This window comes from Flavobacterium agricola (assembly GCF_025919725.1).
GTDB lineage: Bacteria > Bacteroidota > Bacteroidia > Flavobacteriales > Flavobacteriaceae > Flavobacterium > Flavobacterium agricola.
Map to the genome: position 1 here is coordinate 2,485,420 of NZ_CP081495.1, position 22,099 is coordinate 2,507,518.

Here is a 22,099-nt window from a genome sequence, read left to right on the forward strand (position 1 = left end):
AAATTATTCTAATTCTATGCAAAAATATACAAATTATAGTGCCGATTACGTACTTTTTTTAAATTTTATATTTTTTTTAAAGGTTTGATTATTAAAGGATTATTTTTATATATCTTATATTTTAGTTCGTATATTTATTATGTATTTATTTTTTTGATAAGCTTGTAAACAGATTCATATTCAAAAGCACATTTATCAGTTTTATATGTAATTTTATCCGTAATTTAGAAGTTAAATTGAGTATCATGGTTGAGAAAATAAATGAAGCTGTAAAATATATTATTGATTGTATTAAAGAAGTTCCTGATTTTGCTATTGTACTCGGTAGTGGTTTAAAAAAATTGGTAGATGAGGTTCAGAATCCAATTGTTATTCCGTATCAAAATATTCCGCATTTTCCGGTAAGCACGGTACAAGGCCATGGTGGTGATTTAATTTTTGGAACCTTAGCCGGGAAAAAAGTTTTAATGATGTCTGGAAGATTTCATTATTACGAAGGATATGATATGCAAACGGTTACTTTTCCAATTCGTGTTTTTGGCGTTTTAGGTATAAAAAATATTATTTTATCTAACGCTTCGGGCGGAGTAAATGATGCCCATAAAGTTGGCGATGTAATGCTTATTACAGACCATATTAATTTTTTACCCGAGCATCCGTTACGCGGTAAAAATATTGATGCTTGGGGACCAAGATTTGTTGATATGTCACAACCTTATGATGCTGAATTTCTAAAAGCTGCCGTTCAGTTTTGTGAACAAAATAAGATAAAAGTACATCAGGGGGTTTATTTGGCACTTTCTGGCCCAACTTTTGAAACGCCTGCCGAATATGGCATGGTTAAAAACTTTGGAGCAGATGCTGTAGGAATGAGCACCGTACCCGAAGTTATTGTTGCCAAACATATGAATTTGCGAGTTTTTGCGTTATCTGTTATAACCGATTTAGGTGGTCCTAATTTGCAAAATCCGGTTTCGCACGATGAGGTATTGCAAGCAGCAGATACGGCCATGCCAAAGGTTATTCAAATTGTGCAACATATTGTTAAAACAAGTTAAAAACGATTTATTCTACTTGTTATATATAATATTTTAACCAATTTGGTAGTTACTAATTTAAATTTAAAAAACTATAAAATGAAAAAAGTTATTTTATTTTCTTTCGTTGCATCTTTTGCTTTATTAAGCTGTAAAAAAAATGATGCTAATGCAAACGCAGAAGAAGTTGTTGTTGAAGAAGTTGTTGCTGTACCAGATGGAAGCAATGCAGAAACTGCATTAGATTGGGCAGGAACTTACACGGCAACTTTGCCATGTGCAGATTGTCCGGGTATTAACGCAACGGTTGTTTTAAATGATGACAACACGTTTGAAGTTACTTACGATTATATTGACAATCCAACAAACAAGTTAGTTGATAAAGGTACATTTACTTGGTTTAATAACGGAAACGCTATTGAAACTACGGGAGATGGAGAAAGAGCTAAATACAAAGTTATCGAAAATGGTTTAGTGCAATTAGATCAAGATGGTAACGAAGTTGTTTCTGACATGAAAGAATTATATGTTTACAAAAAACAAAAATAAAATAAAAAAGAGCCGTAAGGCTCTTTTTTATTTTAGTTAATATCTCGTAAACGGAGTTGTAACGAAACTTTTCCTCTAAATTCATTTTCTTCTACAGAATATACCGCGTTAAACGGTAGCCCCGAATTTATTACGGTTATTTTATCTGCTAAATTAAAACCGATTGCTTTTACGGTTTGAGAATCGCTTTGTTTAAGTAGAACCGAAAGATGTTCTTTAGTTTTACCCATTGGTTGTGCTGGTGCCGCCGCATAAATATTTTCAGTTATAAAAAGCGGATGCATATTTTCTGGACCGAATGGTTCGAATTGTTTTAAAAGACGCAAATTTTTGTCGGTTATTTCATTAAAGTTAATTACTGCATCAATTTCTAATTCAGGTTCTTTCCAATCTTCCTGCATCGTATTTTTTACAACTTCCTCAAAAGCATTTTTAAATGCTTCATATTTATTTTCTTCAATAGTTAATCCGGCAGCATACATGTGCCCGCCAAACTGAATAATATGTTCAGAACAAGCTAATAAAGCATTGTAAACGTCAAAATTTTTAACCGATCGGGCAGAAGCAGCCAATTTATCGCCGCTTTTGGTAAAAACCAAAGTTGGTCTGTAATACGTTTCGGTTAATCGAGAAGCTACAATACCAATAACGCCTTTATGCCAACGTTCATGATAAACCACGGTTGCAGCATTATTTTGCTCCTTGTTTTCTTTAATTTGCAATAAAGCATCTTTTGTTATTTCCTGATCTTTTGTACGGCGCTCTTGGTTGTATTGTTCTATTTCATTTGCTGCAATGCCTGCATCTAACGCATCAAATTTGGTTAATAATTCTACAGCATAAATACCTTGTTTCATTCTTCCGGCAGCATTAATTCTTGGCGCTACGGTAAAAACAATATCTGTTATAGTGTAATAAGCTTTTTGCCCTTTTAAAATAGCTTTGATTCCAGGACGTGGGTTTTTATTAATAACCTGCATGCCGTAATGCGCTAAAATTCTATTTTCGCCAGTTATAGGAACAATATCTGCACCAATGGCGGTTGCTACCAAATCTAAATACGGAATTAAATCTGAAATAGTTAAATTAAAATACGGGGCTAAGGCTTGAATTAGTTTAAAACCAACACCGCAACCACAAAGTTCTTTATACGGATAAGCGCAATCTTTTCGTTTTGGATCTAAAACTGCAACTGCATCTGGAATTTGTTCGCCCGGGCGATGATGATCGCCAATAATAAAATCAATATTTTTACTTTTAGCATACGCAACATGTTCTATTGATTTGATGCCGCAATCTAAAGCAATAATTAAGCTTATTTCGTTATCCGATGCAAAATCAATACCAGTGTACGAAACACCATAACCTTCGGCATAACGATCGGGAATATAGGTGCAAATCTGATCGGAATGGTTTTGTAAAAAAGAGGAAACCAGAGCAACGGCGGTTGTTCCGTCCACATCATAATCTCCAAAAACCATAATGCGTTCGTTATTTTGTAACGCTTTTAAAATACGGTTTACGGCCAAATCCATATCTTTCATTAAATACGGATCGTGCAAGTTTTTTAAATCAGGTCTAAAAAAATCTCGTGCCTTGTCAAATGTATCAATACCACGCTGAATTAGCAAAGTTGCAATAAGTTGGTCAACACCAAGTTGTTGCATTAATGTTTTTGTTTTTTGAGGATCAGCAGCAGGTTTTAATGTCCAACGCATAATTTATAGGGAAAAAAAAGTTAGAACTTAGTTCTAACTTTAATATATTTTTTATTAAGAATTAAAATTGACTTTAATATCAATTTCTGCAAATTGTCTAAACATTTCGAGTACGCCACAATATTTATCGACCGATAAATTTACTGCACGCATTAATTTATCCGAATCCAAGTTTGGACCATAAAAACTAAAATACAACGTTACTTTTTTATACGTTGCCGGATCGGTTTCGGTTAATTCTCCATCAATATCAATCGAGAAGTCATCAACTTCTAACTTCATTTTCGGAATTAAATGTGCAATATCTAAGCCCGCACAACCTGCTAATGCCGAAAGCATTAATGCTTTTGGTCGGTATCCGTTACCTTCGCCACCATTTTCTGGTCCGGCATCTATAAATAGATTACCGCCCGGATTGGTTGATTCGAAACGCATGTTGCCCAACCATTTTGTTTTTACCTGATCAATCTTGCTCATTTGTTTTTTTGTTATTTGGTTTACCACCAACAATTACTACAATTTCACCTTTTGGTGGTTTGGCTTCAAAATGTTTTAAAACCTCGGCTGCAGTTCCGCGAACGGTTTCTTCGTGCAGTTTTGTAATTTCTCTAGAAACCGAAACCGGTCTTTCAGCTCCAAAATACTGAACAAATTCGGCTAAGGTTTTAACCAATTTATGTGGCGAAACATATAAGATCATGGTTCTGGTTTCTTCGGCTAAAAATAAAAAACGCGTTTGACGTCCTTTTTTATCAGGTAAAAAACCTTCGAACACAAATTTATCATTAGGTAAGCCGGAATTTACAAGGGCCGGAACAAAAGCCGTTGCTCCAGGTAAGCAATCAATCGGAATACCATTTTCAACGCAAGCTCGAGAAAGTAAAAAACCCGGATCTGAAATAGCTGGCGTTCCGGCATCGGTAATTAATGCCATCGTTTCGCCGGCTTGAATACGTTTTACTAAACTTTCTACGGTTTGATGTTCGTTGTGCATATGATGCGAAATCATGTGCGTGTTTATTTCAAAATGCTTTAATAGCTTACCGCTATTGCGCGTATCTTCTGCTAAAATTAAATCAACTTCTTTTAAAACCTTTATGGCTCTAAAGGTCATATCATCTAAGTTACCAATTGGGGTTGGTACTAAATATAATTTACTCATTTATGAGAATCTTTTTTGTACTAAGGCCATAAAACGGTCTTCGTATTCTTGTTTGTTTTTCCAATCGTTATAATCGGGTTTTACCATGTTGTCAATAAAATCTAAAGCTTCGCTTAAATTGTTCATGGTATTTAGCTGAGATATTACACGGTTTAAATCTTGATCGCTGTCGTTAAACAAATGTGTTTGAAAAGCAATACGATCGTTTAAGCCCAAAGTTATGGTGTTGTTGTATAAATCGGCAACTAATTTTTCGCCAAAAATATCGGGTTGTTCGGTTTTTGGTGTTTTATTTTTTTCGGTTTTTTTGTCAGCTTTAACAAATTCTAAATCCTGATATCCTTCGCCAAATAAATTTACAAATGAGGTTTGAATGGTATTTTCTTCTTCCAAATCAGCAAATAAGTTATTCGAGAATAAGTTGGTTTCGGTTTGTTGTTTGGTAAGCTTATCTAATAGCGTTGGTTCTTCTGCTTTAAAAAGCGCATTCGAGCTTTCTATTTCTTTTTCCGCTTTAGGTTGTTCTATTACAGATTCTTCAACTTTTATTATTTCTGCTTCCGGCTCAATTTCGGTTTCAGTAACAACAATATCTTGTTTCTCTTCAACAATTGTTTCAATCGCAACAACAGGTTCTGTAATTTTTTCGGCTGAAATTTCAACTTCAATTTCGGTTGCTGTTTCAGCAACAACGTTTGCTATTTCAGGTTGTGTTTCTTCAGCTAAAGCTTCTAAATTATCAGCAATTTCGTTAACCAATTCATCTACAATTACTTCTTTTTCTTCTTCAATAAAAATGTTGTCAATTGCAGCTGCCGATATTTGTTCTGCTTCAACAAATGGCGCTTCATTTTCTACTTCTTGTTCAGTAAACGAGGTAAATGTGGTATTTGAATGCGAGGCAACAGCTTCTTCAATCTCCGATTTAGTTAAGGTTGGTTTTGCCGGCTCAAAATGATCTTCATAAAACTTTAAAATCGATAGCTTTTCATATAAATTTAAAGCTTCTTTTTGTAACTGTGCAATATCTTCACGATTGTGATTTTTTAAAACGCGATGCGCGATGCTAATTAACTCAGCTTCTAATTTCTTCTTCATAACTAGTTAAGATTGATAATAAAACCTCTGAAAATTCACTTCGTTGTGGTACACAAATCTAAGTATAATAATTAGGATTACATTGTTATACGATGGGTTTCCTACCAACAAGTTATTAACATGCTTAAAAATAATTAAATCTTTCGTAATTCGGTGCATAAATAAAAAATCATTTTTTTTGATGCTGTAAATATTTGATAGCTAGTTGGTTGTTTTGTTGTTGTTAACTTTTTGCACGTTTTAAGACAGAACAATTTTATTTTAAATACATTTGCTATAGCAGAAAATTAACCGATTTGTGGTTTAATTTAATACAAAATTTAGAAAAATGTTTTTAGAGAATCCTGTAAATCATAAAGAACAATTTGGATGGATTGAGGTTATTTGTGGCTCCATGTTTTCGGGTAAAACCGAAGAGCTAATTCGTAGATTACGACGTGCTCAGTTTGCAAAACAACGTGTTGAAATTTTTAAACCTGCGGTTGATACGCGCTACAGCGATGAAATGGTAGTTTCGCACAACGACAATCAAATTCGTTCTACCCCAGTACCGTCTGCCGAAACCATTCGTTTACTAGCACAAGGCTGTGATGTGGTTGGGATTGATGAAGCGCAGTTTTTTGATGCCGAAATTGTAGCCGTTTGTAATGATTTGGCTAACAGCGGTATTCGCGTTATTGTTGCAGGTTTAGATATGGATTTTAAAGGCAATCCGTTCGGGCCAATGCCTTACTTAATGGCAACAGCAGAATATGTTACAAAAGTACATGCTGTTTGTACCCGTACCGGAAATTTAGCTAATTATAGTTTTAGAAAAGCGGCCGGCGATCAGCAAGTTTTACTTGGAGAAACTGAGGAATATGAGCCACTAAGCCGAGCTGCATATTACAAAGCAATGCGAAATAATAAATAATAAAAAAAGAGCCAAAAAGGGCTCTTTTTTTGTTTAAAAGCGCAAGTAGTTTTATTTAAATAATATTTTTTATATCTTGAGCCTCTAAACTATACGAAAAATGAAATATCAAACAACTGCACTCGCTATTTTATGTAGTATTACATTAACAGCACAAAAAAAATCAAAAGTGAAATATCCTGTTACGCAAAAGGTTGATCATGTTGATACCTATTTTGGTACACAAGTTCCGGATCCGTACCGTTGGTTAGAAGACGACCGCTCGGTTGGTACAGAAGCTTGGGTAAAAGCAGAAAACGTGGTTACGTACGATTATTTAAGCCAAATTCCGTACCGTGATGCTTTAAAACAACGTTTAGAAAATTTATGGAATTACGAAAAAATTGGCGCGCCTTTTAAACGTGGAGCTTATACGTACTATTATAAAAATAACGGATTACAAAATCAATCGGTTTTATATCAAGTTGATAGTAATGGTAAAGAAACCATTTTTTTAGATCCAAACACATTTTCTAAAGACGGAACAACATCATTAGCATCTGTTTCTTTTTCTGAAGACGGAACTAAAGTTGCTTATTCAATTTCTGAAGGCGGATCTGACTGGAGAAAAGTAATTGTTTTAGATGTAGCTACAAAAAAACAAATAGGTGATACGTTAGTAGATGTAAAGTTTTCAGGAACTTCATGGTATAAAAACGATGGTTTTTACTATTCAAGCTACGACAAACCAACCGGAAGCGAACTTTCTGCTAAAACAGACGAGCATAAATTATATTACCACAAATTAGGTACCGCACAAAAAGATGATAAAGTTATTTTTGGATTAAACGGAAAACGCCGCTATGTGGGTGGTTATGTAACTGAAGACGATAATTATTTAGTTATTACAGCTGCTAATACAACATACGGTAACGAATTATATATTAAAGATTTAAACCAACCTAATGCACCAATTGTTACGGTGGTAGATAATTTTAAAAATTCATCATCAGTAATTTACAGCAAAGATGGTAAATTATATATTGCTACCGATTTTAATGCACCAAACAATCGTATTGTTGTGGTAGACGCAAAAAATCCGAAGCCAGAACATTGGAAAGATTTAATTGCAGAAACTGAAAACGTATTAAGTCCAAGTACTGGAGCAGGTTATTTGTTTGCGCATTATATGAAAGATGCAACATCTGAAATTAAACAATTTGATTTTGACGGAAAATTAGTTCGTACAATCGAGCTACCAGGTGTTGGAACAGCAAGCGGTTTTGGCGGTAGAACTCAAGATGCAGAATTGTACTATTCATTTACCAACTACATTACTCCAGGTACAACATTTAAATTTAATCCTGCAACTGGTGTTTCAGAAGTTTACCAACAACCTAAATTAGATTTTAATCCTGCAGATTACGAATCAAAACAAGTTTTTTATACATCTAAAGACGGAACAAAAGTTCCTATGATTATTTCATACAAAAAGGGAACAAAATTAGATGGTAAAAACCCAACCATGTTGTACGCATACGGAGGTTTTAATATCAGTTTAACACCTTCTTTCTCAATCGCAAATGCTTTATGGTTAGAAAATGGTGGCGTTTACGCTGTTGCAAACTTACGTGGTGGAGGTGAATATGGTAAGAAATGGCACGTAGCTGGTACGCAATTACAAAAGCAAAATGTTTTTGATGATTTTATTGCAGCAGCAGAATATTTAACTGAAAATAAATACACGTCAAAAGATTTCTTATCAATCCGTGGAGGATCTAACGGTGGTTTATTAGTTGGAGCCGTTATGACACAGCGCCCTGATTTATTTAAAGTTGCTTTACCAGCAGTTGGGGTTTTAGATATGTTACGCTATCATACGTTTACAGCTGGAGCAGGTTGGGCGTACGATTATGGTACAAGTGAAGATAGCAAAGAAATGTTTGAATACATTAAAGCATATTCACCAGTACATAATGTAAAACGTGGCGTACAATACCCAGCAACATTAATTACAACAGGAGATCATGACGATCGCGTTGTTCCGGCACACAGCTTTAAGTTTGCTGCCGAACTGCAAGAAAAACAAACAGGTCCAAATCCGGTATTAATCCGAATTGCTGTTAACGGGGCACGGAGCAGGAAAATCTGTAGCAGAAACCATTCAGGAAAATGCAGATATCCAAGCGTTCACCCTATATAATATGGGAGTTAAAAAATTAAATGTTAAGAAATAAATCTAAAAGTCCGTTTTTATTAAAAACGGACTTTTTCTTTTTTGTATTTTTATACAATCAAACGTAAGTTTTAAAATTAAGAATTATGAGTACAAAAGCATATGCAGCATTTGCTGCCACAGAAGATTTAAAACCTCATATCATTGAACGTCGTAATTTAGATGCCTTTGATGTGTTTATTGATATTGATTATTGTGGGGTTTGCCATAGCGATATTCATACCGCACGTGCAGAATGGGGCGTGCCAAATTACCCGGTTGTTCCTGGACACGAAATTATTGGTCGTGTTTTAGAAGTTGGGCCAAACGTTACCAAATTTAAAGTTGGTGATTTAGTTGGAGTAGGTTGTATGGTAGAAAGCTGCCAACATTGCCATTCGTGCGATGAAGGTTTAGAACAATATTGTGAAAACGGATTTACCGGAACTTACAACAGCAAACGCAGTAAATTTGGCGGTGTAACCTACGGCGGATATTCAGAAAACATTGTGGTTAATGAAGATTTTGTTTTAACCATCCCAGAAAATATTGACGTAAAAGCTGCAGCACCATTATTATGTGCTGGTATTACAACTTGGTCGCCTTTACGCCACTGGAATGTTAAAGCTGGTGATAAAGTTGGTGTTATTGGTTTAGGCGGTTTAGGCCATATGGGCGTTAAGTTTGCAAAAGCAATGGGTGCGCATGTTGTAATGATTACAACATCTGCCAAAAAAGGCGAAGATGCAAAGTTATTAGGTGCTGACGAAGTTTTAATTTCTACCGATCCAAAACAAATGGAACAGCACAATTACAGCTTTGACTTTTTATTGAATACCATTCCGGTTAAACACGATTTAAACCCGTATTTAGGATTGTTAAAGTTAGATAAAACCATGTGCATTGTAGGTGCAATTGAACCGATTGATTTGCACGGTGGAATTTTAATTAACAAGCGCCGAAATGTTGCAGGTTCGTTAATTGGAGGAATTAAAGAAACGCAAGAAATGCTTGATTTTTGTGGCAAACACAATATTGTTTCTGAAGTTGAGATGATCGACATTCAAAACATCAACCAAGCGTACGAGCGCATGATTAAATCAGATGTAAAATATCGATTTGTAATCGATATGAAATCTTTAAAATAAAAAGAAGTTAAAAAAGGTTAATACTTATACGATTTTAACCTTTTTTATGTTGTAATACAATGATAGAATTAAAAAACATATCAAAAAAATTCACAGTTAAAAACCAATCCATTGTTGCCTTAAATCAGATTTCTCTGTCTATTAAATCAGGTAAAATATTTGGAATTATTGGTAAATCGGGTGCAGGTAAAAGCACCCTAATTCGTTCTATCAATTTGTTAGAAATTCCCGATTCGGGAGAAGTTGTGGTTAACGGCGTTAATTTATTAAGCGCTTCTCAGGCCGAACTTACGTTACAACGCCGTAAAATGGGCATGATATTTCAGCATTTTAACTTGCTGTCTTCCCGAACAGTGTTCGAAAATGTTGCATTCCCAATCGAATTAATGGGGTTAAGCAAAGCCGAAATAAAACAAAAAGTACATAGCTTATTAGAAATTGTAGGTATTTTAGATAAAGCCGATCAATATCCGTCAAATTTATCTGGCGGACAAAAACAGCGCGTAGCTATTGCACGTGCTTTAGCAAACGATCCGAAGGTTTTATTGTGTGATGAAGCAACAAGCGCTTTAGATCCGTCTACCACAAAAGCAATTTTAAAATTATTGAAAGAAATTAACGAGCGCCTTAAAATTACGATTGTTTTAATTACCCACGAAATGGACGTAATTACCAGCATTTGTGATGAGGTTGCGGTTATGAAACAAGGTGAAGTTGTTGAGCACGGAACGGTTGAAGAAATTTTTACCAATCCTAAACAAGAAATTACCAAAAAGTTTATCAAAAAATCATTAGATATAGATTTGCCAACTTTTTATCAAAAGCAAATTTTACCTGTTGATGCAACATCAAATCGTTTAATTTATAAATTATATTTTTCTAACATTGCCTCATATTCTGCAATTATTCTATCTATGCAAAATAACTTTAATGTAAATACTCAAGTTATTAGTTCTAAAATAGAATATGCTGGTGCTGTAAATTTCGGAACGTTTTTTTTAGAGGTTCAGTTTAACGAAAACAACGAAGCAGCAGTTGCCCATTTTTTAAAATCAAATCATTTTGTAATCGAAAAAGTAGGATATGTCAGAAGCAATAATTAACCTTTTAGTAAAAGGAACGTTGGAAACTATTTTTATGACCTTGGCAGCCGGCTTTTTTGGTTTTGTAATCGGTTTGCCTTTAGGTATTATTTTGTTTTTAACACGTAAAGATCAGTTGTTAGCTAATAAAGCGGTTAACCAAACCTTATCATTTTTTGTAAACGTATTTCGTTCCATTCCATTTATTATTTTAATTGTTTGGATGATTCCGTTTACTCGTGCCATTGTAGGTACATCCATTGGTATGTATGCCGCTTTAGTGCCGTTAAGCGTTGGTGCCGCTCCATTTATTGCCCGATTGGTAGAAAATAGTATTTTAGAAATTCCGGTTGGTTTAATAGAGGCAGCCGCGCTATGGGAGCCAAACCCATGCAAATTATTTGTAAAGTTTTATTGCCAGAAGCATTACCTTCTTTAATTAATGTTGCAACAATTACATTAATTACCCTGGTGGGTTATTCTGCCTTAGGTGGTGCTGTAGGAGCTGGTGGATTAGGACAAATTGGTTACCAATACGGTTATGTTGGTTACGACACGTTAATAATGAATGTAGTTTTAGTACTGCTTATTATTATTGTTTTTATCATCCAATTTGCGGGTGATTTTTTATCAAAAAAATTCAATCATAAATAAATATACATATGAAAAACCTGAAGTTAATTGCAGCCTCAATTTCTCTTCTCACTTTATTTTCGTGCGGAAAAAAAGAAAACGATCCTAATGTTATTCGCGTAGGCGTTATGTCTGGTCCTGAATATGCGGTTGCAGAAATGGCAAAACAGGTGGCTAAAGATAAATACGGATTAGAAGTTGAATTGATTTCGTTTAACGATTATATTATTCCTAATGAAGCCTTAAATCAAGGCGAATTAGATGTAAATGCTTATCAAACCAATCCGTTTTTAGACGAACAAGTAAAACAGCGTGGCTATAAATTAGCTGTTATTGGTAATACGTTTGTGTATCCAATTGTGGGGTATTCTAAAAAAATTAAAAACCTAAGCGAATTGCAAGACGGAAGTACGATTGTAATTCCAAACGATCCTGCAAATGGTGGTCGTTCTTTACTTTTGTTAGAAAAACAAGGATTAATTACGTTGCGAGAAAATGTTGGTCTTTTTCCTAAATTAACAGATGTGGTTGCTAATCCAAAAAAGCTTGAAATTATTGAGTTAGAAGGTCCGCAATTGCCACGTGTTTTAGACGATGAAAAAGTTACCATTGCAGTTATTAATAACAACTTTGCAGGGCAAGCTGGTTTGGATACAGAAAAACAGGGCGTTTTTATAGAAGATAAAGATTCACCTTACGTTAATTTAATTGTTAGTAGAATTGATAATAAAGACGAAGAAAAAGTAAGAACGTTTTTAAAAGCATACCAATCTGATGAGGTAGCTCAAAAAGCAACCGAAGTTTTTAAAGGCGGAGCCATTCAAGGGTGGTAATCTGATTTTTATATAAAATAAGGCTAAAATAAGTAAATGTTATTTTAGCCTTAATTTTTTTGTAAAACATACCTTTTTAGTATGTTTTGTTTATTTTTGTGATAATGAAAGGCAAACTGAACATAAAACACCATTTGGTTTTTATTACAACATTACTATTAGTTTTGTTGCAGCCTTTGCATTCCTTACAACACGTTTACCACGATTGGGTTGCACATAGCACAGAACATGCCGAAACATTTTCTGAAAACCACGACCACGATCAGGAACATAAAACGGCAAAATGTGCGGTTTGTGAATTTACTTTTCAGCCTTATTTGGCTACCGATATTGTTTTAGTGCCTTATTTCGAGCAGAATGTTTTTTCGGCTCAAACTATTCAGGCAACATCAAACTATTTTTTTCAATCCAATTTTCACCACTATTTACGTGGCCCTCCAACCTTATTTTTAGTCTAAAAAAGTAAGCAATCGTTGTATTGCATCCATTTATCTAAAAATAATTTATATGCGAAATCTATTTATCGCCATAGCTTTATGCATGGTAGGTATTGGAATGGCACAAAATCAGGTTGCTGGCGTAGTTCGTACTTCAAATAACGAAACTTTGCCTGGAGCGCACGTACATTTATCACAATTTAGTCAACCAACTAATCCTATTGGAGGATTTGAATTCAATCACGTTTCAGACGGAAAACACCGTTTGGTAGTTAGTTTTGTAGGATATAAAACAAAAGATACCATTCTTGATGTAACCCAAAGCGTAAACCTAGAGTTAATTTTACAGGAAGATCAGCAGTTTTTAAATGAATTGGTGGTGGTTACTAATGCCCAAAAACAGATAGAAAATATTTCTCGTGTTTCTCAAAAACAAATTTTAGAGAATTATTCGGGTTCGTTTGCTCTTTCTTTAGCCGAGGTTCCGGGGGTAAATGCTTCACAGATTGGAGCTGGTCAATCTAAACCAATTATTCGTGGGTTAAGTGCCAACCGGGTTGCGGTTACCGAAAATGGCGTAAAACAAGAAGGGCAACAATGGGGAGCCGATCACGGATTAGAAATTGATGCTTTTAATACCGAGAAAGTTTCGGTAATAAAAGGCGTGGGTACCATTGCTTATGGTAGTGATGCCATGGGCGGCGTAATTGCGATTGATAATACTGCAGTACCGGCCGATAGCTTAACCGGCGTTGTAAATTTATTAGCAAAATCGGTGAATGACGGATATGGGGCAAACGTACAAATCAAACAAAAAAAGAATGCGTTGTACTACAAGTTAAATGCAACTTTTTTAGATTATGCCGATTATAAGGTACCAACCAATCAAATTCAATATTTAAATTATTTAATTCCAATTTATAACCAACGTTTAAAAAACACCGCTGGTACCGAACGTAATTTTACAGCGCAAGTTGGGTATGTAAATAATAAGTTGCACAGCTTTATTCAGGTTTCTAACAATTATGTAAAAGCAGGTTTTTTTCCAGGAGCGCATGGCGTACCTAATATTGGTGCGGTGCAACCGGACGGAAATATCAGAAATATTGAATTTCCGTATCAATCGGTGAATCATTTTAAAGTACTTTCTAATTCAACTTATATAACTGAAAAAGGCGAATTTAGTTTGAATTTAGGTTTTCAGAATAACCATCGCCAAGAATGGAGTAAGTTTCATACCCATTACAGCAACCAATTACCACCCGAAAATAATCCTGATTTAGAACTCGATTTTAAGCTGATTACCCTTGATAATCAGTTTGCATATAAACATAAATGGAATGCCCTGCAACAAACAAAAGTTGGTTTACAGTATCAATACCAGCAAAATAAAAGTACTGGTTACAGCTATTTATTACCCAATTTTGACAGAAAAGCTTTTGGGGTTTTTGCTACGCACGAATATCAGCTTAGCAGCCGATTAAAAGCTGATTTGGGCGTGCGTTTTGATTACGCCGATTTAAAAATTCAGTCGTATTACGACCAAACTTTGTACGATTATTTGGTTGGTTCGGGCAAATCGGATGCGCTGGCAAATTATTATGCGTTACGAACGCCAAAAATTGATCGTACTTTTAATGCCTACAATTTTGCTTTAGGATTTAATTATGTGCTTACGCCCAAATGGAATGTAAATTTTACCGCTGCATCTAATTTTAGATTTCCTACTGCTATTGAATTAGGTTCTAACGGAATTCATCACGGTGCTTTTCGTCACGAACAAGGAGATGCAAATTTAAATCCTGAAAAAGGTTGGGCATTTGATGCAGTTTTTGATTATCAGTCCGATCGTTTTGCTTTGGCATTCAGCCCGTATTTATACTACTTTACCAATTATATTTACTTAAAACCAAGCGGTCAATTTTCTATTTTACCACACGGCGGACAAATTTATACTTACACACAATCTGAAGCTATTTTAGGTGGATTTGAAATAAAAGCAACTCAAAAAATTACCGATCGCATTACCGCAGAAAGTGTTTTTGAATATTTAAAAAATCAGCAAATTACAGCCAATCGCAACTTAAATTATGCGTTGCCATTTACGCCTGCCAATTCTGTTTTTGCAAAGGTTAGTTACGCTTTTGGTGATACAAACGTGTTTAAAAATTCTAAAGTTTATTTTTCCGGTAAATATGCATTCGAGCAAAATAATATTGCGCAAAACGAAGAAATTACGCCACATTATACCACATTTGGTGCGGGTATAAATAGCACTTTGGTAATTAAAAACTTTAAAGTACATGCTCAGTTAACGGCAACCAATTTATTTAACGAAAAATATTTTAACCACAACAGCTATTACAGAGCCATTCAGATTCCTGAATTAGGCAGAAATATTCAGTTACTACTAAGCATCCCTTTTTAATTTTGCATCGTTTTATCAAATATATACCCCTGCTTTTACTTGCCATTTTTATGATGCCGCAAGTAAACAACGCGGTGCATTATTTTGTGGTAGCCCATCATTTTAATACAAAAGCTACTAACAAAGTTGAGGTTCATGCTCAGCAAGAAAACCACATTTGTGAGCAACATATTTATGTACAAACAGCTTTGTTGTTGCCATCGGTTTTTGTTTTGGATTTGTTTGTGCCTCAAAATACGCATCCGCGCAATTATCATTTTATAAATACATTTATTTCACAACAATTATTTTATGCATTTACACGGGGTCCGCCTGCAACACAGGTTATCTCGTAAATAAAATAATTTAAATACTAATAAATATTATATAATGAAAAATATAGCATTCACTTTTTTAGCCTTAACAACTTTCCTTTTTGCCTCATGTTCTTCTGACGATGCAACCGATACTGAAAAACCAACAATTGTGTTACTTAGCCCAGCAGATCATGCTGAATTTGAAATGGGTTCAACCATTCAAGTTGAAGCGCTTTTAACAGATAACGATGCTTTAGCATCTTATAAAATAGAAATTCATAGCGCTGAAGATGGCCACAGTCACAGCCATGCGCGTGCAACAACCAATTATTTTCAGTACGAAGAAACGGTTGTTTTATCTACTAACCCAAAAGTTTACGAATTACAACACGCGGTTACTATTCCGTTATTGCAAAATGACGAACCGCTGACCGACGGGCATTATCATTTAGGAATTTTTGTTTTAGATAAATCAGGTAACCAAGCACAAGTTTTTACCGAAATTTATATTGGTGCCGATGACGAACACCATCATCATAAATAATTCGATTTATTTATACTTAAAAAAATCGCAAAGCACAATATTGTAATTTATTTTCAGTTTTTATAGTTGTTAGTTAATTTATTATATTGTGAGAAGTTGAAAAAAACCTTTTTCTGGAAACAGATAAAGGTTTTTTTTTATTTTCAATTTTCCTTAAAATTATGTGTTACTTTTGTATATCAAAGCAGTAATTAAAAAATGAATGTTACCTTAAAACAAGTTGCACAAGTTATTCAGGCAGAATGGCAACCAACTTTTCCGGATGAATTTATAGATCATATTTCTATTGACAGCCGTTCGTTACAAAATAACTCAACAACTTTATTTTTTGCCCTTACCGGTGCCAACCATGATGCGCATGTTTATATAAATGATTTGTATAAAAAAGGCGTTGTTAATTTTGTGGTACAAGCTATTCCTACAAATTTTACGGGAGCTGCTAATTTTTTAGTGGTAGAAAATACTTTAAAAGCGCTGCAAAGTTTTACTGTATATTACCGTAGTTTATTCAGCTTTCCAGTAATTGGCATTACTGGTAGCAACGGTAAAACCATTGTAAAAGAATGGTTGAATTATTTAATGAATACCGAATACAACATTATTCGCAGCCCTAAAAGTTACAATTCGCAAGTAGGAGTACCGCTTTCTGTGCTTGCAAGCAATGAAAATCATGATTTAGGAATTTTTGAAGCAGGTATTTCATTACCGAATGAAATGGCTGTTTTAGAACAAATGATTCTGCCAACCATTGGTGTTTTAACGCATTTGGGCGATGCACATAAAGAAGGATTTACAAGTTTTGAACAAAAAGTTGATGAAAAGCTTTTGCTTTTTAAACAAGTTGAAGCTTTAATTTTAGAATACAATCCAAAAGTTTTAGAACGTTTAGATAAATCGATTAAAACATTTACATGGAGCACTACCAATCCGGCAGCCGATGTTTTAATTAAACACAGCGCAGCTGATTTGTACCATGTAATCACCCGTTTTACTCGTTTTGATTTAATTATAAAGCTGCAAGACGAACAAGCAATTGCTAATGTTTGTACGTGTGTAGCAACCTTATTGTTTTTTAATTACGATGTAAAATTAATTCAAGATCGCATTAAAACATTGTATCCAATAGAATTGCGTTTGCAGGTTAAAGATGGGCTAAACGGTTGTACGGTGATTGATGACACGTACAATTCTGATTATCAATCCTTAAAAATAGCTTTAGACTTTTTAGATCAACACAAATCAAAAGAAAAGAAAACGGTTATTTTATCTGACATTTTCCAGAGCGGATTTCAGCCCGAAGTAGTTTATAAAAAAGTTGGTAAGTTGCTACAAAGCAATGCCATTAATCGTATTATTGGTATTGGTCCTAAAATTAGTACGTACTTAAAAGATTTGCCTAATTTTTCTGGTTTTGCATCAACTGCAGATTTTTTACTGCAATTTTCTGCAAATTCGTTTCAAAACGAAACCATTTTAATTAAAGGTGCTCGAAGTTTTAAGTTTGATGAAATTGTTGTTTTACTCGAACAGCAAACACACGAAACCGTTTTAGAAATTAATTTAAATGCTGTTACTCACAATTTAAATTTTTATAAAAGCTTGTTACAACCGCAAACCAAAATAATGGTTATGGTTAAAGCGTTTGGTTACGGAGCCGGAAGTTTTGAGATTGCGAAAGAATTGCAATTTCATCAGGTAGATTATTTGGGAGTTGCTTACGCAGATGAAGGAGCCGAATTGCGCCGCGCCGGCATTACTATTCCAATTATTGTAATGAACCCAGAACCAGGAACTTATGCCACACTATTGGCTTATCAATTAGAACCCGAAATTTATTCTTTACGTTCGTTACACGGCTTTATTGATTTTGTTAAGGCTAAAAACGTAAGTTCATATCCTATTCATTTAAAATTAGATACCGGTATGCACCGTTTGGGCTTTGAAGCCGAGCAATTGGATGAACTGGTTGCTGTTTTAAAAAATAACAATTGGGTAAAAGTTGCTAGTATTTTTTCGCATTTATCGTCGAGTGATGTACCGGCTTATAAAGATTTTACCTTGCAACAAATACAAAAGTTTGATGCTTGGTCACAACAAGTTATTGATGCGCTACAAATAAATCCTATTCGTCATATCTTAAATACCTCAGGTATTTTTAATTACAGCGCCTACCAATACAACATGGTGCGTTTAGGAATTGGTTTGTATGGAGTAGGTAATGATGAGCAAGAAAATAAACAACTGCAAAACGTTGGTACTTTAAAAACCATTATTTTACAAATACGAAATGTTAATGCAGGCGAAAGCATTGGTTACAGCCGCCGCTATCAGGTTACACGACCAAAAAAAGTTGCAACTATTCCGATTGGTTATGCAGACGGAATTCCGCGAGCTTGGGGCAACGAAAAAGGTTATGTTTTAATTCAGGGTAAAAAAGCAACCATTTTAGGTAGTATTTGTATGGATGCCATGATGGTTGATGTAACCGATATTGTTTGTAACGAAGGTGATGAAGTACTTATTTTTGGACAAAAATTACCCGTTACTGAGCTTGCCAAGCAATTAAATACCATTCCGTATGAAATTTTAACCAGTATTTCGCAACGAGTGAAACGAATTTTTTATAAAGAATAGAAAATTGTGTACTTTTAGCTAAAATTAATTAACTATGGGAATTTTTAAAGAGTTTAAAGAATTTGCTGTAAAGGGCAATGTGATTGATTTAGCAGTCGGTGTAATTATTGGTGCTGCTTTTGGTAAAATTGTTAGTTCGTTTATTGAAGACGTAATTACGCCATTAATTTTAACACCAGCATTAGAAGCTGCTCAGTTAAGTAGAATAGAAGATTTAACTATTTTTGGTGGTGTAAAATACGGTTTATTTCTTTCGGCAGTAATCAACTTTTTAATTGTTGCTTTTGTTTTATTTATTATGATTAAAGGAATAAATAAAATGAAGAAGAAAGAAGCTGAAGCTGCTCCGGCACCAGCTGCTCCTGCAGGACCAACACAAGAAGAATTGTTAATTCAGATTCGTGATTTGCTTAAAAATCAACAAAAATAAAATGATAAAAAAACATTCCGTTATTCGGAATGTTTTTTTTATAACGGGCGGTTTGTATTTCTTTCAAACCATTTTAGCATATCTTCTACTTTTTCGCTAACTGCTTTTTCTTTACAAATTTGTAAATCAGTAATATCAAAATAAAATTCCTTATTGCTTTTGGTAATAACAACTTCAAGCTTTTTGTTGTTGTGGTTTACTGTAGCATGTTTGTAATATTCTTCTTGCAAATATAAAAGCACTTCTTTACAATCGCTGGGATAAATAATTTGGTACGGAAAATCACGAGTTCCGTCTCCAGTACTTAAAATAACTTCGGCAACTTCGGCAGCTTTAGTAAAATAATTCACTGCTTCGTGTTTGTTATCCATTTCTTTATAAATTTTAGATAATTTATCTAAAACAAATAAACTAAGCTGCATGGTTTCAGTTATGTGCGCAATAAAATCATGGTGATTTTTATTTTCGTAATCCAATTGCAAACGGTCTAAATATTTTTCGAACGGATCAAAGTTTTTAGACTGGTACAAGTAGTTTTGGCAGTTTAAGTAATTGGTAACGGTTTGATTTTTCCAAAATTCAGTAAGTAAAACAAGCTCATTCATAATCAAATTATTCATTACGTGTAAGATACGAAAAAATAAAGGATTGTAGGTTTTATTCTTCTACAAAAATCAAAAGCAAAAATTAAATCTATTTTCATCAACTAATAATGATTTAAAAACCAATAAACTTACTAAATTTGCAATTATAAATTTAATATCATAATGTACAGAAGTCATACTTGTGGCGAGTTAAATGCTTCCCACATCAATACAGAAGTTACCCTTGCTGGTTGGGTTCAAAAATCACGTGATAAAGGTTTCATGATTTGGGTAGATTTACGCGATCGCTACGGAATTACGCAGTTAATTTTTGACGAATCTCGCACGGATAAAGCTGTTTTTGAATTGGCTAAAACGTTAGGTCGTGAATTTGTTATTCAGGTTACTGGTACCGTTATTGAGCGCGAATCTAAAAACGCAAACATGGCAACCGGTGATATCGAAATTTTAGTTTCTAACTTAACTATTTTAAATGAATCGGTTACGCCACCTTTTACTATTGAAGATAATACAGATGGTGGAGAAGATTTACGTATGAAATATCGTTATTTAGATATTCGTCGTAATCCGGTAAAAAATAGTTTACTTTTTAGACATAAAGTTGCACAACAAGTTCGTAACTATTTGTCAGATCAAGGATTTTGTGAGGTAGAAACGCCTTATTTAATTAAATCAACGCCAGAAGGAGCACGTGATTTTGTGGTGCCTTCTCGTATGAATCCGGGCCAATTTTACGCACTTCCTCAATCTCCACAAACATTTAAACAGCTTTTAATGGTTGGCGGAATGGATAAATATTTTCAGATTGTAAAATGTTTCCGTGATGAAGATTTACGTGCTGACCGTCAACCTGAATTTACGCAGATTGACTGTGAAATGGCTTTTGTTGAGCAAGAGGATATTTTAAATATGTTTGAAGGTTTAACGCGTCATTTATTAAAAGAAGTTCACGGGTTAGAAGTTGACAAATTTCCACGCATTACTTACGATTATGCAATGAGAACTTACGGTAATGATAAGCCAGATATTCGCTTCGGAATGCAATTTGGTGAGTTGAATGCCGTAGCACAACATAAAGAATTTGCGGTTTTTAATAATGCCGAGTTAGTAGTTGGTATTGCTGTACCGGGTGCTGCAAGTTATACACGTAAAGAAATTGATGCTTTAATTGAGTGGGTAAAACGCGCAAGTTGGCGCATCAGGAATGGTTTATGTAAAATGTGAAGCAGACGGAACATACAAATCATCTGTAGATAAATTTTACGACCAAGCTGATTTAGCACAATGGGCTACAATTACACAAGCTCAAACGGGTGATTTAATTTTAGTGCTTTCTGGTCCTGCAAATAAAACACGTGCGCAGTTATCTGCTTTACGTATGGAATTAGGAAATCGTTTAGGTTTACGCAAACCAGACGAATTTGCTCCATTATGGGTGGTAGATTTTCCATTATTAGAATGGGATGAAGAAACAGAACGTTTTCATGCCATGCACCATCCGTTTACCTCACCAAAACCTGAAGATATGCACTTGTTAGAAACCGATCCTGGTAAAGTACGTGCAAATGCTTACGATATGGTTTTAAACGGAAATGAAATTGGTGGTGGGTCTATTCGTATTCACGATAAAGAAACACAAGCCTTAATGTTTAAATATTTAGGTTTTACGCCAGAACAAGCGCAAGAGCAATTTGGATTTTTAATGAATGCATTTCAGTACGGAGCGCCGCCACACGGTGGTTTAGCTTTTGGTTTAGACCGTTTGGTAGCTATTTTAGGCGGACAAGAAACCATTCGCGATTTTATTGCGTTCCCAAAAAATAATTCAGGTCGTGATGTTATGATTGATGCACCTGCAGCAATTGTCGAAACGCAACTTAACGAACTACATTTAGTAGTAAATAAAGAATAATAAAAAAGGCACTTTAATAAAGTGCCTTTTTTTATTTTATGCAGGTTTATAGCCAAATAATTAGCTATACGCGTGATTTTTATTCTTTTATGTAAAAAATAATTCTAAAAAAAGTGTTAAATATAAATTTTATTTTATATTTGACTATTATACTAATTATTATTTTTTTATTACAATGCGAACAGGTAAAGTAAAATTTTTTGTTGAATCTAAAGGTTTTGGATTCATAACTGATGATGAAACAGGACAAGATATTTTTGTTCACGTTACCGGACTTAAAAGTAACCCAATTACTGAAGGTGCTGCTGTAACTTACATCGAAGAAGAAGGTAGAAAAGGAAAAGTTGCTACTAATGTTGTTTTAGTAGGTTAAAAATATAATTTATTTACCTAACCCAAACTAGGCCGTGATTATTCACGGCCTTTTTATTTTTAGTTCGGTTTTT

The 22,099-nt window shown here is 34.3% G+C and carries 18 protein-coding genes and 3 pseudogenes; 16 read left to right on the forward strand and 5 right to left on the reverse strand.

Annotated features, from left to right (window positions below):
• The first annotated feature begins 245 nt into the window (after window positions 1–245).
• Together K5I29_RS12280 and K5I29_RS12285 are read left to right on the forward strand one after the other, a co-directional pair.
• The gene (locus K5I29_RS12280; protein ID WP_264433630.1) at window positions 246–1,058 is read left to right on the forward strand and encodes a purine-nucleoside phosphorylase; all 813 of its coding nucleotides are present in this window, start codon (window positions 246–248) and stop codon (window positions 1,056–1,058) included.
• A gap of 78 nt (window positions 1,059–1,136) precedes the next feature.
• On the forward strand, window positions 1,137–1,586 hold the full coding sequence (locus K5I29_RS12285) for a copper resistance protein NlpE (RefSeq protein WP_264433631.1): 450 nt from the start codon (window positions 1,137–1,139) through the stop codon (window positions 1,584–1,586).
• Window positions 1,587–1,618: 32 nt separating this feature from the next.
• Here K5I29_RS12285 and recJ read toward each other — a convergent pair whose 3' ends face one another.
• The 4 genes from recJ to K5I29_RS12305 are packed head-to-tail and all read right to left on the reverse strand — an operon-like array spanning window position 1,619 to window position 5,564.
• The gene (gene recJ / locus K5I29_RS12290; protein ID WP_264433632.1) at window positions 1,619–3,304 is read right to left on the reverse strand and encodes a single-stranded-DNA-specific exonuclease RecJ; all 1,686 of its coding nucleotides are present in this window, start codon (window positions 3,302–3,304) and stop codon (window positions 1,619–1,621) included.
• A gap of 54 nt (window positions 3,305–3,358) precedes the next feature.
• The gene (locus K5I29_RS12295; protein ID WP_264433634.1) at window positions 3,359–3,781 is read right to left on the reverse strand and encodes an OsmC family protein; all 423 of its coding nucleotides are present in this window, start codon (window positions 3,779–3,781) and stop codon (window positions 3,359–3,361) included.
• Window positions 3,768–4,466 carry a 16S rRNA (cytidine(1402)-2'-O)-methyltransferase gene (gene rsmI / locus K5I29_RS12300; protein ID WP_264433635.1) on the reverse strand — a complete coding sequence of 233 codons (699 nt, stop codon included), beginning with the start codon at window positions 4,464–4,466 and terminating at the stop codon, window positions 3,768–3,770. The genes K5I29_RS12295 and rsmI overlap by 14 nt, the downstream gene beginning before the upstream one ends.
• On the reverse strand, window positions 4,467–5,564 hold the full coding sequence (locus K5I29_RS12305) for a hypothetical protein (RefSeq protein ID WP_264433636.1): 1,098 nt from the start codon (window positions 5,562–5,564) through the stop codon (window positions 4,467–4,469).
• A 328-nt stretch (window positions 5,565–5,892) separates the two neighbouring features.
• On the opposite strand from K5I29_RS12305, the gene K5I29_RS12310 reads away from it, so the two are divergent.
• From K5I29_RS12310 to mscL, 12 genes and pseudogenes are all read left to right on the forward strand, one after another.
• Window positions 5,893–6,477, forward strand: a complete 585-nt coding sequence (locus tag K5I29_RS12310; protein ID WP_264433637.1) for a thymidine kinase — start codon at window positions 5,893–5,895, stop codon at window positions 6,475–6,477.
• Window positions 6,478–6,577: 100 nt separating this feature from the next.
• Window positions 6,578–8,693, forward strand: a pseudogene (locus K5I29_RS12315) (prolyl oligopeptidase family serine peptidase).
• Between the two features lie 85 nt (window positions 8,694–8,778).
• Window positions 8,779–9,819: an NAD(P)-dependent alcohol dehydrogenase gene (locus tag K5I29_RS12320; RefSeq protein ID WP_264433639.1), complete on the forward strand. Its 1,041-nt coding sequence runs from the start codon at window positions 8,779–8,781 to the stop codon at window positions 9,817–9,819.
• Window positions 9,820–9,878: 59 nt separating this feature from the next.
• A complete protein-coding gene (locus K5I29_RS12325; protein WP_264433640.1) occupies window positions 9,879–10,922 on the forward strand; it encodes a methionine ABC transporter ATP-binding protein in 1,044 nt (347 codons plus the stop codon).
• Window positions 10,903–11,555, forward strand: a pseudogene (metI, locus tag K5I29_RS12330) (methionine ABC transporter permease MetI). Before K5I29_RS12325 ends, metI begins: the two are co-directional and overlap by 20 nt.
• A gap of 8 nt (window positions 11,556–11,563) precedes the next feature.
• The gene (gene metQ, locus K5I29_RS12335) at window positions 11,564–12,367 is read left to right on the forward strand and encodes a methionine ABC transporter substrate-binding lipoprotein MetQ (protein ID WP_264433641.1); all 804 of its coding nucleotides are present in this window, start codon (window positions 11,564–11,566) and stop codon (window positions 12,365–12,367) included.
• Window positions 12,368–12,471: 104 nt separating this feature from the next.
• Window positions 12,472–12,825 (forward strand): hypothetical protein, encoded by a 354-nt coding sequence (locus K5I29_RS12340; RefSeq protein WP_264433642.1) that lies wholly within the window; start codon window positions 12,472–12,474, stop codon window positions 12,823–12,825.
• A gap of 49 nt (window positions 12,826–12,874) precedes the next feature.
• Entirely contained in the window at window positions 12,875–15,232 is a 2,358-nt protein-coding gene (locus K5I29_RS12345) for a TonB-dependent receptor (protein WP_264433643.1), read from the forward strand.
• Window positions 15,233–15,282: 50 nt separating this feature from the next.
• Window positions 15,283–15,567: a hypothetical protein gene (locus tag K5I29_RS12350; RefSeq protein WP_264433645.1), complete on the forward strand. Its 285-nt coding sequence runs from the start codon at window positions 15,283–15,285 to the stop codon at window positions 15,565–15,567.
• A gap of 34 nt (window positions 15,568–15,601) precedes the next feature.
• On the forward strand, window positions 15,602–16,072 hold the full coding sequence (locus K5I29_RS12355; RefSeq protein WP_264433646.1) for a DUF4625 domain-containing protein: 471 nt from the start codon (window positions 15,602–15,604) through the stop codon (window positions 16,070–16,072).
• Window positions 16,073–16,270: 198 nt separating this feature from the next.
• On the forward strand, window positions 16,271–18,706 hold the full coding sequence (locus tag K5I29_RS12360) for a bifunctional UDP-N-acetylmuramoyl-tripeptide:D-alanyl-D-alanine ligase/alanine racemase (RefSeq protein WP_264433647.1): 2,436 nt from the start codon (window positions 16,271–16,273) through the stop codon (window positions 18,704–18,706).
• A 34-nt stretch (window positions 18,707–18,740) separates the two neighbouring features.
• The gene (gene mscL / locus K5I29_RS12365; protein ID WP_264433648.1) at window positions 18,741–19,136 is read left to right on the forward strand and encodes a large conductance mechanosensitive channel protein MscL; all 396 of its coding nucleotides are present in this window, start codon (window positions 18,741–18,743) and stop codon (window positions 19,134–19,136) included.
• 38 nt (window positions 19,137–19,174) lie between these two features.
• Here mscL and K5I29_RS12370 read toward each other — a convergent pair whose 3' ends face one another.
• On the reverse strand, window positions 19,175–19,756 hold the full coding sequence (locus tag K5I29_RS12370; protein ID WP_264433650.1) for a DUF4919 domain-containing protein: 582 nt from the start codon (window positions 19,754–19,756) through the stop codon (window positions 19,175–19,177).
• Between the two features lie 147 nt (window positions 19,757–19,903).
• Here K5I29_RS12370 and aspS point away from each other — a divergent pair.
• Together aspS and K5I29_RS12380 are read left to right on the forward strand one after the other, a co-directional pair.
• A pseudogene (gene aspS / locus K5I29_RS12375) lies at window positions 19,904–21,653 on the forward strand (aspartate--tRNA ligase).
• Between the two features lie 175 nt (window positions 21,654–21,828).
• Window positions 21,829–22,026, forward strand: a complete 198-nt coding sequence (locus tag K5I29_RS12380; protein WP_264433651.1) for a cold-shock protein — start codon at window positions 21,829–21,831, stop codon at window positions 22,024–22,026.
• The last annotated feature ends 73 nt before the right edge of the window (window positions 22,027–22,099 follow it).